The 16,619-nt window shown below is 33.3% G+C and carries 14 protein-coding genes; 12 read left to right on the top strand and 2 right to left on the bottom strand.

Annotated elements, in window-relative coordinates; genetic code table 11:
* Positions 1 to 151 precede the first annotated feature (151 nt).
* Genes JHT90_RS04175 through JHT90_RS04160 form a run of 4 tightly spaced genes read left to right on the top strand, consistent with a single transcriptional unit; the run spans position 152 to position 3,179 of the window.
* Positions 152 to 817 carry an amino acid ABC transporter permease gene (locus JHT90_RS04175; protein WP_201094519.1) on the top strand — a complete coding sequence of 222 codons (666 nt, stop codon included), beginning with the start codon at positions 152 to 154 and terminating at the stop codon, positions 815 to 817.
* Positions 798 to 1,475 (top strand): amino acid ABC transporter permease, encoded by a 678-nt coding sequence (locus tag JHT90_RS04170; RefSeq protein ID WP_201094518.1) that lies wholly within the window; start codon positions 798 to 800, stop codon positions 1,473 to 1,475. Before JHT90_RS04175 ends, JHT90_RS04170 begins: the two co-directional genes overlap by 20 nt.
* 18 nt (positions 1,476 to 1,493) lie before the next feature.
* Positions 1,494 to 2,240, top strand: a complete 747-nt coding sequence (locus tag JHT90_RS04165) for an amino acid ABC transporter ATP-binding protein (protein ID WP_201094517.1) — start codon at positions 1,494 to 1,496, stop codon at positions 2,238 to 2,240.
* A gap of 9 nt (positions 2,241 to 2,249) precedes the next feature.
* A complete protein-coding gene (locus JHT90_RS04160; protein ID WP_201094516.1) occupies positions 2,250 to 3,179 on the top strand; it encodes a cysteine ABC transporter substrate-binding protein in 930 nt (309 codons plus the stop codon).
* A gap of 60 nt (positions 3,180 to 3,239) precedes the next feature.
* Here the strand turns inward: JHT90_RS04160 and JHT90_RS04155 are convergent, their stop codons facing one another.
* Positions 3,240 to 4,190, bottom strand: a complete 951-nt coding sequence (locus tag JHT90_RS04155) for a PDR/VanB family oxidoreductase (protein WP_201094514.1) — start codon at positions 4,188 to 4,190, stop codon at positions 3,240 to 3,242.
* 178 nt (positions 4,191 to 4,368) lie between these two features.
* Between JHT90_RS04155 and JHT90_RS04150 the strand changes: the two genes are divergently transcribed.
* The 6 genes from JHT90_RS04150 (at position 4,369) to JHT90_RS04125 (ending at position 13,770) form a co-directional block, all read left to right on the top strand.
* Positions 4,369 to 5,211 carry a class I SAM-dependent methyltransferase gene (locus JHT90_RS04150; RefSeq protein WP_201094512.1) on the top strand — a complete coding sequence of 281 codons (843 nt, stop codon included), beginning with the start codon at positions 4,369 to 4,371 and terminating at the stop codon, positions 5,209 to 5,211.
* Positions 5,212 to 5,229: 18 nt separating this feature from the next.
* A complete protein-coding gene (locus JHT90_RS04145; RefSeq protein ID WP_201094505.1) occupies positions 5,230 to 5,613 on the top strand; it encodes a hypothetical protein in 384 nt (127 codons plus the stop codon).
* Between the two features lie 531 nt (positions 5,614 to 6,144).
* Positions 6,145 to 9,048 carry a type VI secretion system tip protein TssI/VgrG gene (tssI, locus tag JHT90_RS04140; RefSeq protein ID WP_201094504.1) on the top strand — a complete coding sequence of 968 codons (2,904 nt, stop codon included), beginning with the start codon at positions 6,145 to 6,147 and terminating at the stop codon, positions 9,046 to 9,048.
* Complete coding sequence (locus tag JHT90_RS04135; protein WP_201094499.1) at positions 8,999 to 9,397, top strand: hypothetical protein; 399 nt, start codon at positions 8,999 to 9,001, stop codon at positions 9,395 to 9,397. Before tssI ends, JHT90_RS04135 begins: the two co-directional genes overlap by 50 nt.
* A gap of 14 nt (positions 9,398 to 9,411) precedes the next feature.
* On the top strand, positions 9,412 to 10,263 hold the full coding sequence (locus JHT90_RS04130; protein ID WP_201094497.1) for a DUF4123 domain-containing protein: 852 nt from the start codon (positions 9,412 to 9,414) through the stop codon (positions 10,261 to 10,263).
* Positions 10,264 to 10,287: 24 nt separating this feature from the next.
* Complete coding sequence (locus tag JHT90_RS04125) at positions 10,288 to 13,770, top strand: toxin VasX (protein WP_201094495.1); 3,483 nt, start codon at positions 10,288 to 10,290, stop codon at positions 13,768 to 13,770.
* Positions 13,771 to 13,821: 51 nt separating this feature from the next.
* Here JHT90_RS04125 and JHT90_RS04120 read toward each other — a convergent pair whose 3' ends face one another.
* On the bottom strand, positions 13,822 to 14,988 hold the full coding sequence (locus JHT90_RS04120; RefSeq protein ID WP_201095759.1) for a type III PLP-dependent enzyme: 1,167 nt from the start codon (positions 14,986 to 14,988) through the stop codon (positions 13,822 to 13,824).
* Between the two features lie 359 nt (positions 14,989 to 15,347).
* Between JHT90_RS04120 and JHT90_RS04115 the strand changes: the two genes are divergently transcribed.
* Together JHT90_RS04115 and JHT90_RS04110 are read left to right on the top strand one after the other, a co-directional pair.
* Complete coding sequence (locus JHT90_RS04115; RefSeq protein ID WP_201094494.1) at positions 15,348 to 15,911, top strand: DUF2796 domain-containing protein; 564 nt, start codon at positions 15,348 to 15,350, stop codon at positions 15,909 to 15,911.
* A complete protein-coding gene (locus JHT90_RS04110; RefSeq protein WP_379971851.1) occupies positions 15,911 to 16,618 on the top strand; it encodes an ABC transporter ATP-binding protein in 708 nt (235 codons plus the stop codon). The genes JHT90_RS04115 and JHT90_RS04110 overlap by 1 nt, the downstream gene beginning before the upstream one ends.
* The last annotated feature ends 1 nt before the right edge of the window (position 16,619 follow it).

Raw genomic sequence — 16,619 nt, 5'->3', positions numbered from 1 at the left:
CACCGTTTGCAGAAGAGCAATGAAAATAACTGTATTGAATTATTCAATTACTCCATAAAGTTATATCAATATTCGTAAAAGTTGTTTGACTGTTTAAGCTAACAACGCTTTAATTTATGTTTGTGAATTTAAATTAATCCAAGAGGATAGTGTGTTTAACTGGTCATATATTCATCAAGTTTTACCTACCTTTGAACATGCTCTGTGGCTCACAGTTAAGATATCAGCAGTAGGGATTTTGGCTGCGATTATTATAGGTGCTGTGTGTAGCATTGTTATTTTTTATAGAATAACCGTTGTCTCTGCTATTGCTAAAGGCTATGTAGCTTTTTTCAGAAACACACCACTACTGCTCCATTTATTTTTTATCTATTTTGGTTTACCAAGAGCCTTTAAGATTACACTAAGTTTTGAGGTAACCGCACTTATTGGTTTATCACTGTTAGGCGGCGCCTATATGGCAGAAGCCTTTCGTAGTGGTATTGAGGCTGTGGCTAAATCACAATTTGAGTCAGGGCAAGCAATTGGCTTAAATCGCTTACAAATGATTCGTTATATCGTATTACCGCAAGCTATTTCCTATTGTGTACCTGCATTAGGTGCTAACTGTATTTTTTTATTTAAAGAAACCTCTGTATTTACTGCGATCGCAGGCACTGATATTACCACCATCGCTATTAATTTTATCAGTAATGACGGCCATAGTAATGAAAACTTACTGCTACTAGTGGTTGCTTATCTAATTGTAATATTACCTTTTATTTTGTTACTGTCTTATATTGAAAAGAGGATGCGCCATGCAGAATTTGGGAATTAATATCCTCTTTGATTGGATTACTATTAAACGCCTTTTAGAAGGGCTTTATTTCACTTTAGAAGTTTCTTTTGCCGCTATTATACTTAGCACTTTATTAGGTACACTGTTTGGAATTATTCGTACTTCTAACAAACTGGTAGTGCGTATTATCTTCCGAGTTTATTTAGAAGTCGTAAGAGTTTTACCTACACTAGTATTACTTTATATTCTTTACTATACCTTACCTAGTATATTTAATTTAAATATTGACGGTCGTTTAGTTGGTATACTTGCTTTCACCTTTTGGGGTGCAGCTGAGATGAGTGATATTATTCGTAGTGCTATTATTTCTTTACCTAAACATCAAACAGAATCGGCTTTAGCAATTGGTTTAAATAAAACTCAATTATTCTGCTATGTACTATTGCCCCAAGCTTTAAAACTTGCCGTACCGCCAGCTATTAATTTAGCAGCTAGAATTATTATGACTACCTCTTTACTGGTTTTAATCAGCGTGCAAGACATTACTAAAGTGGGCAAAGAGATTATCGAATATGCCACAATGATAGGTAACGATATGGCACCCTTTTGGATTTATGGGTTTATCTTATTAGTATTCTTTGCTATCTGCTATCCATTATCTAAACTTTCACAACGTTTAACCAAAAGAAAAGGTTGATAAGGTCAGACTTATTATATGATTGACAACATTGAAACACTATTAGCAATAACCGATCTCCATAAACGTTTTGGTGAACGTGAAGTGCTTAAAGGTATTGACCTCTCTGTACAGAAAGGTGAAGTAGTAGCCATACTAGGCCCTTCAGGCTGTGGTAAGTCCACTCTATTACGTTGTTTAAATGGCTTAGAGAACATTCAACAAGGTTCTATTAAATTAGATGATATTGAACTGAACACCCCTACTACCTCATGGATTCAAGTAAGGCAAAAAGTAGGCATGGTTTTTCAAAGCTATGATTTATTTCCTAATATGAATGTGATTGATAATATTTTATTAGGACCATTAAAAGTACAAAAACGTGCCAAAGCAGAAGCAATTCAACAAGCTGATGATTTACTGACTCGGGTAGGTTTAATTGATCGTAAAACAGCGTATCCTAGACAATTATCTGGAGGCCAAAAACAACGTATTGCTATCGTTCGTGCGCTTTGCATGAACCCTGAAATTATGCTTTTTGATGAAGTAACTGCCTCTCTTGATCCAGAAATGGTTAGAGAGGTATTAGAAGTTATTCAAGATTTAGCCAAACAAGGGATGACCATGATTCTAGTTACTCATGAGCTAGGCTTTGCTAGACGTGTGGCTAATAGAATTGTTTTTATGGATCAAGGTAAAATTGTAGAAATGGCAGAACCTGAAGCCTTCTTTATAGATCCTCAAACAGAACGTGCTAAACAATTTTTGACTGTATTTGATTTTTAAGGAGCACTAATGAAACTATTAACTAAAAAAACAACAGGCTTACTCCTCAGCAGTATTTTTTGTTTTGCTTTGACTGCTTGTGGTGATAATGATAAACCTACTGTTGAAACTGATAAAGTACAACCTCCTTCTGCCTCAAGTTTACAAGCTATTAAAGATCGTGGCGAGTTACGTGTAGCAGTATTTAGCGATAAACCACCTTTTGGTTATGTTGATAAACAAGGTAATAGCCAAGGTTATGATATTGAGCTAGCTAAACGCCTTGCCAAAGATTTATTAGGTGACGAAAATAAAGTGAAATTTGTGCTTACTGAAGCACAAAACCGCATTAATGTACTTACCTCTAATAAAGTAGATGTTACCCTAGCTAATTTTACGGTTACACCTGAGCGTGCTAAGCAAGTAGATTTTGCTAAACCTTATATGAAAACAGCGATAGGTGTTGTTTCTCCTAAAACTGGCGCTATTACAGATGTTGAGCAATTAGAAGGTAAAGTGCTGATTGTGAATAAAGGCACTACCGCAGAAACTTATTTTGCTAAACATTACCCTAATATTAAATTGCAAAAATATGACCATAACTCAGAAGCTTTTGCTGCACTTAAGGATGGTCGTGGTGTCGGTCTAGCTCACGATAATACATTACTCTATGCATGGACTAAAAATAATCCTGATTTTGAAGTTGCCTTACATAAGGTAGGTGAAGATGATGTGATTGCACCAGCAGTTAAAAAAGATAATGTAGAGTTATTAAACTGGATCAATGAAGAAATTGGTAAGTTGCAAAATGAAGAGTTCTTCCACAAAGCTTACGATAAAACCGTTAAACCTTTCTATGGTGACAATATCGATCCTAATAATGTGGTAATTGATGCCAGTAACTTAAATATAACTGAAGTTCCTTCCACCAATGATGAAGCAGAAGAAACAGCAGAATAATAGTTTATGTAAACCCATAAAAAAGCGACTCTAAGGTCGCTTTTTTATTTGAAGTAGTACTTATAAATCGAGTATTAACTTATCACCCTTACAACCAGAAACACAGACCATCATTACATCATTAGCTGCCTTCTGACGGGGGCTTAGTACATTATCACGATGCTCAGGCACACCTTCTAACACTTTAGTTTCACAGGCACCGCAAATACCCTGACGACATGCAGTATTTAATAACACGCCAGCCGTTTCTAAAACTTCTAAAAGTGAACCATCTGCTGGCACATCTAAAATCATCCCAGACTTAGCTAACTCTACGACATAAGCATGGCCCTGCTCTGGCTCTATTATTTCTTTCGCCGCAAAATACTCTACATGACTATTATCATAACCTAATTTTTGGCAGGCTGCTTCAAAAGCTTCTAACATCGCCACAGGGCCGCAACAGTAGAAATGTACTTCTTTATCATGCCCTGCTAAATACTGTTCAAGGTTTGGTATGCCAGCTTTTTCGTCATCAAAATGCCATGTAATTTTTACATTTAATTTTTCTAACTCATTTAGATAAGCGGCTTCTTGTCGACTACGTGCACAGTAAATTAACTCTACTGAATTACCTAATGTTAATAAACGCACCAACATACAATAAATAGGTGTAATACCAATACCACCAGCCACTAATACACTGTGATTAGCAGCCTCATCTAAGTTAAAATTATTACGCGGTTTAGAAATCTGTAGCTCTTGCCCTATTCTAAGTTCCTTATGAATATAAGCAGAACCACCTTTACTATTACCATCTAATAAAACACCTAATACATAACAATCTTCGTCATCTGGTGAGTTCAATAATGAATAGCTTCTAACCAAACCATTAGGTAAATGTAAATCAATATGAGATCCAGCTTGAAATGATTGAAACTGTGTACCTTGTGTAGGTGCTAACTCGATACTAATAATATTTTTAGCCTCATAGCGTAAACCACGCACAAAGGCTGTTTGAAAGTCTGACATAATTTTATTTTACCTTTTTTAGCTACTAATAAAGAATCAGAATACTTAGACAAAAATACAAAAACTAATTATGCTTACTAATAACTTACCATTACCTATAAACAGCGTTTATTATACAACTTTAGTACAATATCAGTAACCTTATTCCTCTATCAACGACCCTAAGCGCAATATACTCATGAATATAACGACTATTATTAATAGAGAAATTCCTCCTACTCCTTGGCAATCAGGCGAAAAAATACCGTGGAATGAACCAGCATTTAGTCAACGGATGCTAGCCAATCATCTTTCACAAGAACATGATTGGGCGAGTCGTCGCTTCGAAATCATAGACCAACATATTGCTTGGATTAGTCAACAATTACCAAATAAGCAATCTAAAATACTTGATCTCGGTTGCGGTCCAGGTTTTTATACTCACCGTTTAGCTGAAATGGGTTACCAATGTACTGGGGTTGATTTCTCACCTGCTTCAATTGAACATGGCAAGCAACAAGCTATACAAGATAATCTTAAGATAAATTATATATTAGCTGATATTCGCCACTATCAGCCTACAGAACAATATGATCTTATTATGATGACATTTGGTGAGTTTAATGTCTTTAAAGAATCTGATATAAAACTTTTACTTAACAATATTACTCAATACCTTACGCCAAAGGGTTATCTACTAATTGAAGCACATACTTTTAATGCTATATTAACTTATGGCCAACAAGCAGCTACTTGGCAATCGTATAAGACAGGATTATTTTTAGATTCTCCCCATATTTGTTTAGAAGAACATTTCTGGAACGAACAACAAACAACAGCTACTACTCGCTACTATATAATTGATGCTATAAATAACCAAACCATAGAATATGCTAGCTCCATGAAGGCCTATAGTGATCTAGAATACCAACAACTATTTCAGGAAGTTGGCATGACTCGTATTAACAAGCTAACTCATACTCAATGGCCAACATGTGATATTTTTACCGAAAAACTCCATACTTTTATTTGTCAGAAATAACTATTTAGAAGATTTCCTATGAAAAATAAACTAATTACGTTACTCGTTATTATATTGTTCCCTCTATATAGCATGGCTGATCAATGGGATGATAGTTTTTTACAACTAATTGCAGATAAAAATAATACTCTGCCCTATGATATAGCAGAAGGCTACCAAGTATTTGATATTGACTATGACCTTAAACAACGCATATTTAAAAATCATATTCAAATCACCAAAACAAGCATTACTAAACAAATGATCGAACAAGAATATAATAGAAATATTGCTGAGTTTTGCAAGCTTGAAGATACCCAAGTAATGCTTAACGAAGATATCACTTATCAATTTCTATTTTATAGACAAACAAATGAACCTCCATTTCTTACTATTCATATTGATAAAACCGCTTGTAAATAAGACCTTAACAATAATTAGGATAGTATAAATGCTACAGTAAAGGGACCAAAATGTAACAATATAGTGTATTACAAATAATGAAAGTATAAATTACATGTAAGAATTGAAAAATATGTTATTTAGTGACGTTTTTTGTCATACAAACGATTTAATTGTCATTTTTAAAACGCCTTATTTTTAGTACAGACTTTGAGGTTTATCACATTTTCTTGTGTTTATTGATAATAACTACTTGAAAAATCTACGTTTTAATTTGATTGGCATACTAATTGCTGATAAACAGTAATCTTAATAAAAATTGAGATGCTTATAAAGGGATGCGTCAGCAATTAGGTTTTTGTCAATTGTTTTTCTCTTCTAAGATTTTTTAAAAAATATTCAAGATGTTTTTTAAGATTTCTTTGTACTAAAACTTTGAATAAATTTTTACTTAAATTTCATTGTTATTATAAATAATGAAAAGGATATTTTATTGCCTAAAAAAAGTAAAAATCTAATAACAATAAGTGGTTATTACAAGGACTATGGATTATGTTTGACCCTGCTAATACAACACATTTCTCTATCACTATTGAAGGGCTTGAGAATACTCGCTTACAAGTATTAAGCTTTGAGGGTATTGAATCATTAAACTATTCTTATGCGTTTGAAATAAATTTAGTTAATGACCATATTCGCTATGATATTACTCAACTACTCAATAAGCCTGCCTTTTTAGCATTCAACCCAAATGGTCAAAATGGCGTACATGGTATTATTGATTCCGTTAAACGTGGCTCCATTAGTAACCACTATGCCACCTTTCAAATTATATTAGTACCACGTTTTAAACAGTTAGAAAGAAATGTTGATCAACGTATCTTCCAAAATAAAACCGTACCGCAGATTATTAGTCAAGTTTTAGCTGAATTTGGCATATTAGAAGGTAGTCATCATGAATTTAGGCTAGGCCCTACGCCTTATCCTGAGCGTGAATATTGTGTGCAATATGATGAATCAACCGCTCACTTTATCCATCGTCTCTGCGAAGAGGAAGGAATTCATTTTCATTTTGAACATACTTCTAGCAAGCACTTAATGGTATTTGGTGATTCTCAACCTATCTTCCCTTCTCTAGCTGATGCCATTAGCTATGTTTCTAATACAGGTTTTGTGGCAGATAAACAAGTTATTAAACAATTTGATGTAAGTTTAGCCAGTCATACCAAAAATGCCTCATGGCGTGATTACAACTTTAAGCGTGCTAAAATTCCTGCTGGTAGTGCAGAAGGCAAGCAAAGTAAAAAAGCTAATGAAGCGATTGAACCTGCATTAGAGCATTATGATTACCCTGGTCACTTTGTAGTTAATAAACGAGGCGAACAATTAGCCAATATCGAAATTGAACGCTTAAGAACTAATCATCTAATTGCTGAAGGACAAAGTGATGTTACGTGCCTACATAGTGGTTATTACCTAACTATTGATAAACATCCTAGTACCGATGCAGAAGATCCTTGGCTACTTAATACTATTCGCCACCAAGGCAAGCAACCTCAAGTATTAGAAGCTTTTGGTGGAGAAAGTTCAGCAGCTAGTGCTGTGCCCTCTAAAATTGAAGCCATTATTAACTCACCTGAATTAGATAGCAATCAACTACAATTTACATCTACTAACTTTAATCAAGGTTATCGTAATACATTTGTAGCTACTCCTAGAGAAGTAATATGGCGCCCTGCACGTTTTCATCCTAAACCTAAAGTACTTGGTAACCAAACCGCTGTTGTAACAGGCCCTGCAGGTGAAGAAATTTATTGTGATGAATATGGTCGGGTTAAAGTACAGTTTCATTGGGATCGTCAAGGTAATTACGATGAACATTCAAGCTGCTGGATTCGCGTTACTTCTAGCTGGGCACATGATGGTTATGGAGCAGTAACCATACCCCGTGTAGGTATGGAAGTAATGATCGATTATTTAGAAGGTGATCCTGATCAACCTATTATTACAGGCTGCTTACATAACGGTGTTAACAAAGTTCCTTATGAATTACCAGCCCATAAAACCAAAAGTGTTTTTAAAACCAGCTCCTCTAAAGGTGGTGTTGGTTCTAATGAGCTTAGAATAGAAGATAAAGCAGGTAGTGAACAAATCTTTATCCAAGCGCAAAAAGACTTCGAACAACTCACTAAAAATAACCATACCTTACAGGTTAATAACAATAGTCATCTACAAGTTAATAATGAACACAGTGAAACTATTGTTAAAAACCGCTATACCAAAAATGAAGCTGAAGAACACCACCTCACACAGCTAGACCGTAAAACACAAATTCTAACTAATGACCACCTGACTGTTGCACAAAGCCAACATACAACTATTGGCACTATTTCAACTATAGAAGCAGGCCAAGAGATACATATCAAAGCAGGCATGAACTTAGTAATTGATGGAGGCTTATCGCTAACGTTAAAAGCAGGTGGCCAACATATAGTATTAAATCCTGCTGGTATCTTTACCTCTGTACCTCCTGTTACGGGTGGTTCACCTATGACAGGTACCGCTGCTAATCCATTATTACCACTTAATATTGAAAAAGGTGTAGCTCCTACACTAGCACCTTTTGCACAACGCCATGCCCTGTTACAACTAAAACCCCGTTGTGAAATTTGTGAACAAATGGCGGCTCAAAGTATGGCTAATAACGCTACTCCTAGTATGATACTTGCTAGTTACAATCCAGATGAAAACAGCAACACAACAAATGCTACAACAGAAGATATTTATATTGATAACAATGGTTATATACAAAATGCAAATTTTGTAAAAAATACTATAACTCAACTTGAAAAAGGAAATTTAACAGGTCCAAATGCGATTGTTTTGCACAGAACAGAATCATCTAACCTATCTAGTCCACTCAATTCTGCAAAGTCTTCTGGTATAGGCGCACATTTTATAGTTGATAAAGATGGAACTATTTACCAATTAGCTAGTTTAAATAAGCATACTTATCATGTTGGTAAGATAAAATCAAAAGCCTATGAAAATAAAACTTATACAGCTGAAGAAAAGAAAATTATAGAAAGTAAGCTTTTTGCTACAAATCCTGTAACAAAAAAATTATTGAAATATTCTGATCGAGTTAAGCTATTACATGACTACGAAATAACTAAACAATATCCTATACGCTATCCTTATAATGAGGACTCAGTAGGCATAGAAGTCGTTGCTATGTACCATTCAGCAACAAAAACATGGGACGCAGCAACATCTCCACAACTTACATCAATTGCCAAGATCGTTCAAATATTACAGCAACAATATACTAATTTAACGGATGAAGATATCTATGAACATGACAAAATTTCTTATAAAACAGAAGGTGAAGGTGCTGGTCTCTATAATGGGGCTAGTAATAATAACCAATTGTCAGGCAGAGTATTCCAAGTATGAGATAGAAGTTACTCAAGTAAATCCTGTAACTATTACTTATAAAAAGCACCCTCAACCTTCTGATGAAGCTATGTATCAGGCATGCCAAGAATGGAACTTAACTGCTGAGCAAGTAAGAGAATTTTTTATGCTTAGCAAACACTACAAGGAATCACCTTATAATCTTTTTTATCAGCTTCCCTGTAGTATCACTGGAGAATTACAGTTAGAAGATCAAACTTGGCAATTTACTATTGATGCAGGTGCTACAGGAAAATGGCAAAACACCAATACCGTTCTATATTTTGGTTGTACAGATAATAATTGTGAACCACTAGTACTTATGATGCCTGACAATATGAATCCCTAATAAGGATATTATTTATGATAATGAATCAATATTTCTTAATTGATGGAGCTTTAAGGGAAACAGCTATTAAAGAACTCTATGCAAATTACCAAGGGCTAAAAATAATGCCACTGTATATAGGCACATCTTATTATGATAATTATGATATAGGCCCTATCTTAGTAGGTAATCTTGATCAGTCAAACTTACGTAGCGAAATAGATCAATATGACTGGGCAATTACTGCTTCTATTATAGAAAGCAAACAAGATATAAATACTATTGCTGAACATTTACAAAAGTTTATTGTAGTAGATGATGAGGCAGGTAGTCATGCACTATTTCGTTTTGCTGATCCCTTAATTACTTGGCACTGGCTTAATAGTTATGGAGAACAGGTTCATGCTGAAATTATGGGACCAATTACACAATGGCAAGTGGTAAAACCAATTCCCCATTGGCAGAGCAATAAAACACCACAATGGCAAACATTTACCAAAGCAGAAAATTCTATAAAGCTAACAACACCCATTAATTATTTGCTCCCTCCACAAACGGAAGCACTTAGCAGAGCCAATGATTTTCGTTTTAAAAACCGCTTATATGATTGGCTAAAAAAACATAAAGCTCACGCTTTTGAAAATAAAACAGAAGATCAAATTAGTTATTGGATGGATTACTGCTATGAAGAAGCAGAGGCTTTTAACTTAATTAGTGAGCGTAGCTTTGCTATGTGGTTTGAATTATCTGCTGATTACGGTTATGACTTCGCTACTCGTAATGAAGATAATCCTTATAAGGAATGGTTTATACAAAATCCTAAAGAAAAAGGGTTACCTACAGAAGTTACTATCCAGCATTTTTATGATCATATAGCTTTAATATAAGAATACAGGAAAAGGAATATAATAATGAACGCCAATAATCAGAGTCATTCTTTGAAAACCACATTTTCTCAAACTGCTTATAATGACATAGGAACTTGTCCTAATACAGAAAAAATTGCAATTTTTCCAGTACGGTATGCAATAGACCAAGCAAATCCAAATGATAATGAACCTCATGGCCCAAATAAACTAAGGTATGATCAAAATTATAATGTAGATGATAGGTTTAAAAAATCGGTAATAGAAGAAAATGATATAAGTTATACAATAACCAGTCGGAGCTATACTCTTCGTCAACTAAGAGATGGTTACCTCTATGTATGGGATGAAACTTGCCAATTATTTGATGAATATGAAATTAAAGGATATGAATTTAAATTCATCAAACGTTGGAAAGGTGATCAAAATGATCAGCCAAATGGGCAATATCCTTATTTACTGTATAGTAGTTCAAGCATATTGCATATATCTTATTCGCCTGTAAAATGGACGTATAAAATCCGTAACTATTTATTATTAAATAAAGTATATGGTAGTTCATTTAAAACAATTATAAACTTCAAAGAGTATTTCTCCCAAACTAGCTTAACAGCAAACTATTCATCAAATGACATAATGACTGACATTAATAAGTATTTCGAATTTATATTCGATGAATCAAGTGTTCCTATACCATATAATCACAAACTTACTTATATTCAACCATTAGATAAGATTAACCAGTATGTTGCGGATATAATTGGAACAGACAAACCAACTCTTAAACAAAATGAGAGTAATACCAAATTAAGCTCCTTTGATTTTAAAGATACCAATACCCCAACTGTTCCATATGGAAGTACAATTTATAAAGAAGTAATCTCTGAAGACGACATACTTTCAAAAATACCATCTACAACATCTAGTTATCTTGTAGCCATTGAAGATCCTCTGGCAATAATTGAAGATCTCATAATAAATTTATCCTCATACTCAGACAATGAGTGTGACTATTTAGAAAATAATGACTATAGAATAACTATAGCAAAACAATGCGTAAATATTGTTTGCTCTTCTTTTATACCTTATATTCCTAAAGACGTTCCTTTTTATGAGTATTACTCATATATTCAACATATTGTTAATATTTTAGACAAAAAAACAGATACTTCAAAAATAAAGGAAGAATGGCCTACTATTTATAATCATATATTTTATAAAACAGAATGGAATACTATAGAAAAAGAATGGGAAGAATCAGCAGACAAAAATCGACGAGACCTTGATTTTAATAAAGTATTACAATTTTTAATAGATATGGGGGAAAAAATACAAAAACCAAGATATAACAGAGAAAACGATTTAATAAATTGGCTTAATATTTTAGCAAATGGTACAAGTGTTGTTATCACGGGAACTCGCAGATCAGGGAAAACAAGAAGAAAATATATTAAACTACGAAAAAAAGAAGCTAATAATTTAAATATACAATTAAAAGAAACAAGTCTAGGGAAAGAGTTTGACTATATTATCAATCTTGGCTTGGATGTGACAGATGATAAGCAACTAGAGTTACTCTCAGATATTTCTTTAAATACTTATAAATACTTAATAAGAACTGAAAATGGACAAAAATATCTCAATAAAGAGCATAGTAATCCACAATTTATAGGATTAACTTTATTTGGTTATAACCAAGAAGTGAAGAAAGCAGTAACTAATTTTTTAGAGACTGGATTAAACATCCAAAAAATATCACTTTTAATTTCAGATTTTCTTAAAAGTAAATCTTACAAAGACATGTCTGATTTCGCTAAATTAGCATTTCTAAAAATGTATAAGAATCAAAAAATTAAAGATGCTTTTATAAGCATAGCTACTGCTATTTCAGTAACTAGTACTTCTAAATTTATAAACCAAACACAACAGTTAAGCTATATCTTTATTATGGTTTCTATAGAAAAAAATTCAGGGTACATTAAAGAAAACCCCAATTATAAAAAAGATATGATAAGTTGGGCTAAAAAAACAAACTTAAAAAATACTATCAAATCCCTTGAACAAAACATAAAAAGCCGCCGTTATTCAACTTTGCAAGTAACTTCATGGAAAAAAACCATAGAAGATTTAGAAAAGCAAATATCAAAGATCAAAATAGATAGAAAGCCAGACAGGTTAATCTATATAAAGGGAGAAATAAATATTTCAATATATGTAGAGCAGCGATCTAAAGATATTATCTCAACATCATCGAGTACTTCCCATACAATTAATGATATTGGAATAATGGCAAATGGTGCACTATGTGCTATTGGTTTTGCATTAAATATCTGGAATCTAATAAACGATCTCAATAACAAGGAAATTAAAGATTTTAAAGTAACGACAGATATTATAAATACTGTGAGCTCTTCTGCTTATTGCTATATAGCATTTTTTGAACTAAAAAATGTATCATTATTTAATCTATCTGGGAAATTAGCAGGCATAACTCAAAATATTAATAAAAGAAATTTCATATCAAAACTAGGCCCTATTTCTGGTGGCATAGGCTCAGTTTTTAATGCCATATCCTCTATAGAAGATGCTCAAAATGCTACAGATACAACAGAGCAAGTATGGCTTGCTGTTGCTGCAACAGCAGCATCATTCGAAGTAGTTTTAGGTATTTTAGAAATACTAACTATACTTAGAGTAACACTTCCTTTAGGTCCTACTGGAGCTATCATAGGAATAACTGCTGCTATTATTAGTATTACAGCTATATATATATCTACTATATATCATCGTTCAGATTTACAGCTCTGGCTAAAATATTGTGTATGGGGAAATGATCATAATAATATTAATAAAAAAGAAGAATTAAAAAAGAATAAAGATCTCCCTAATAAATATGGAAATAAAATGAAGGAATTACAAACATTATATAAAATAGTATGCCGTCCAACTGTATTAATGAGAAAAATTCGTAAATCTTCAGATAATCAATTTTTATATAAGGGTTTTTGGCTGGGAATTTACTTACCTCCCCTTGCACTACAAAGCAATACTATTAAAGCAAGTTTATACTTTGATTTTGTGTCACTTGACAATAATAAAGATCCTTTACTTAGAGAAGAAATTGAAATCTACAATGGAAGAGAAATATCTACTTTACCCACAACTATACCTAATCAAAATATCAAAAATGAAACTTATTTGGAAAATGACAACTTTCGCTTTATAAGAATTTGGTTTCCATTTACTCAAGAAAAAGATGTCTTAAATAGTACTATGATTAGTGTTGTTGTATCGCTTATAGATATAAATAATTATACCACTGAATTTGTATTCGATTCTTTTGGTGTTGTTGATGATGAGGGAAGTTTTTTCGAGAACATTATAACAGGTATTACTAAACCTGCCCTTACAGAAGAAATAATTTTAGGAAAATATAAAAAGAACAAAAAGATAACTGATGTAAAAAAAGAACTTCATGGTCGCACTAATAGTTCAAAATTGATAGAATGGGAAGAGTTTATTTACTAAAAATCTATTCAATAAGACCTTACTTACTAAGGTCTTATTAAGAATAAACTACTAAACAAAATAACTCTTAAGCGGTGGAAAACCATTAAACTCGATGGCGCTATAGCTAGTGGTATAAGCACCTGTTGATAGCCAGTAGAGTCTGTCACCTGCTGAAAGATTTAAAGGTAGGCCGTATTTGTAGTTTTCGTACATAATATCGGCGCTATCACAGGTGGGGCCTGCGATAATTACTTCCTCTAGCTCGCCTTTCTTTTCGGTATAGACTGGGTATTTAATGGCTTCATCCATGGTTTCGATTAGGCCTGAGAATTTACCTACATCGGTAAATACCCAACGTTCTACAGCGGTTCTTGATTTGCGTGAAACCATTACTACTTCACTGACTAATACCCCTGCATTGGCTACTAGCGAACGCCCTGGTTCTAGGATAATTTCTGGTAATTCTTCACCAAAATCTTCTTGTAAAAAACGTAAGATTTCTTTGGCATAGATTTCTAGTTCATTGGTTTTTTGTAAGTAGTTGGCAGGAAAGCCACCACCCATATTAATCATTTTTAATTCAATGCCATCTTCTTGCTTAAGGCGCTCAAAGATTACTTTTACTTTAGCAATAGCGCCATCCCATACGTCAATTTCACGTTGTTGCGAACCAACGTGGAAAGATATGCCATAAGGTATTAATCCTAGTTGTTTAGCTAAAATTAGTAAGTCCATTGCCATATCACTTTGGCAACCAAATTTACGGGAAAGTGGCCAGTCGGCAGAGCTAGAACCTTCCGTAAGAATACGTACATAAATTTTTGAACCTGGTGCTGCTTTGGCAATATTACGTAGATCTGATTCTGAATCGGTAGCAAATAAACGCACCCCTTTTTCATAGAAATAACGAATATCTTTGCTCTTTTTAATGGTATTGCCATAGCTTACTTTTTCAGGTGATACACCTTGTGCTAGTACTTTATCTAGTTCATAGATAGAGGCAATATCAAAATGTGAGCCTTTATCATTGAGTAAACGAGTAATTTCTACGGCTGGGTTAGCTTTTACTGCATAGTAGATTTTAGCAAAAGGAAAGTTATTCACTAGCTGATCATAAGCAGTTGCAATAGTCTTGGTATCAATCACAACAAACGGGGTGTCATGTTGTTCAGCACATTCTTTAATGCGTTTAAAAGTCTCTGGCGCATAGTAGTCTTCTACTTTAATAGTAGTCATGGTCATTGTGGGTTACTCCAAATTTATTATTAAGCATTTTTTACTGAATGAACGCCTAATCAGTATCCCCACTTTGGATCGCCTACTTCCCAAGGCATGTCGCCGAAATATATAGTATTAAAACTGCTATCTCTCGTCGTCAGTACTTGAGCCGGATGGATCGTTGCCAGCATGAGCGTTCAGGATGCGAACTTTATTATTTAATTTATTTAAGATCAATAAGAAATTTGTATATTGTTCCTTTTATTTGGAATAATAAATTATTTATTAATAGCTTTTTCTTATAATATTATTTTATATTTATGTGTATATATAGTTATAATATAACATAACAATTCTTATCTATTCTAGGCAATAATATGCGCTATATTTTATTATTAGGTTGTGTTTGCTATTCCTTAGTAATATCAACTGCTATGGCTACTAAATCTTCTGATGAAAAATATGAAGGTATTTTAACTGCCCATGAACATGGTCGAGTACAGTTAAATATAGCTATTAGTGATAATAGATTAGAAATAGGATTAGATACTGCTGCTATTAATTTAGTAGGATTTGAACATATTCCTACAACAGAACATGAGAAAATATTAGCTTCCCAAGTACAGCTACTACTTAATAACCCATCGACACTTTTTGCTATTCCTGCTGCTGCAAAATGTAGCCTTATGGATAAAGAAATTACTAGCCCTATTTTTAATATTCAAACCACCAATAATATTGACCAACAGCATGCACATTTAGATATAGATGCAAATTATAGTTTTACTTGCAATAATATTTCAGCACTAAACCAATTAGATTTAAGTTATTTCTTTAAACATTTTCCCAATACAAATAAGATAACCATTCAATATATTGGTGATAATGGACAAAAAGGAATTGAATTAACCCCTGCAAAACCTGTGTTTAAACTTAAATAATGGCTAATGTAATTGAACTTAAAAATTTACAATTTGCTTGGCCAAAACAGGCTAATTTATTAGATATTGCTGATTTTACATTAGGTTATAATGAAAAAATGTTTTTAAAAGGACCTTCTGGCAGTGGCAAAACTACTTTATTAGGTTTATTAAGTGGTGTTTTGAAACCGAATAAAGGAGTCATTCAATTATTAGGTCAAGACTTATCCCTGCTTTCTTCTGGAGCTAGAGATCAATTCCGTGTTGAGCATATTGGTTATATTTTTCAGCAGTTTAATCTATTACCTTTTTTATCTGTTGAAGAGAATGTACTACTCCCCTGTTATTTTTCTAAACGTAGAACTCAATATGCCAATGAAAGATTTGGTAGTATTCAACAAGCGGCTAAGTCTTTATTAACTGATTTAGGTTTGGATAAAACACTTTTCTTACAACGTGCCGATCAGTTATCAATAGGACAACAACAAAGGGTAGCCGCTGCAAGGGCTTTAATTGGATCACCTGAATTAATTATTGCTGATGAACCCACCTCTGCCCTAGACACTGAGACTAGAGAAAGCTTTATTAAGCTGTTGTTTAGTGAATGTAATAAAACAGGTAGTAGTTTGTTATTTGTAAGTCACGATCAAACGTTAACACCCTTATTTGACCGTTGTCTTTCTCTCTATGATATTAACCAAACCAGTCAAAGTAAGGATACTGTTTAAT

Origin of the sequence: Entomomonas asaccharolytica, assembly GCF_016653615.1 — a bacterium.
In the GTDB taxonomy this organism is placed as follows: Bacteria; Pseudomonadota; Gammaproteobacteria; order Pseudomonadales; family Pseudomonadaceae; genus Entomomonas; species Entomomonas asaccharolytica.
This window is presented reverse-complemented; position numbering and strand designations above follow the sequence as displayed.